1 protein-coding gene is annotated in these 229 nt (G+C 46.7%); it reads left to right on the top strand.

The features are described from left to right. A partial coding sequence (locus SANK73390_RS21690; RefSeq protein ID WP_462768382.1) for an Ig-like domain-containing protein occupies window positions 1–229 on the top strand: 229 nt, incomplete at both ends.

Below are 229 nucleotides of genomic sequence, written 5' to 3'. Positions count from 1 at the left end.
CTCTAATTCGACGGTATCACGAACGGTAACGGCAGATGGCTCGGGTAATTGGACGATAAGTGGTCAAGAGCTGGATGTAAGCGGCTTAAATAATGGCAGCTTAACGGTGTCGGCAACACAGCAAGATACTGCAGGGAATACCTCAAATGCGGCCACGCAAACCATTACATTAGATAATATTGCACCCAGTGCATTGAGTATTACCACCCCAATAGAAACTGACGGAAGA

Source organism: Pseudoalteromonas sp. SANK 73390 (genome assembly GCF_054966645.1).
Note: the sequence above shows the minus strand (reverse complement) of the source record. Positions and strands in the feature narration are given on the sequence as shown.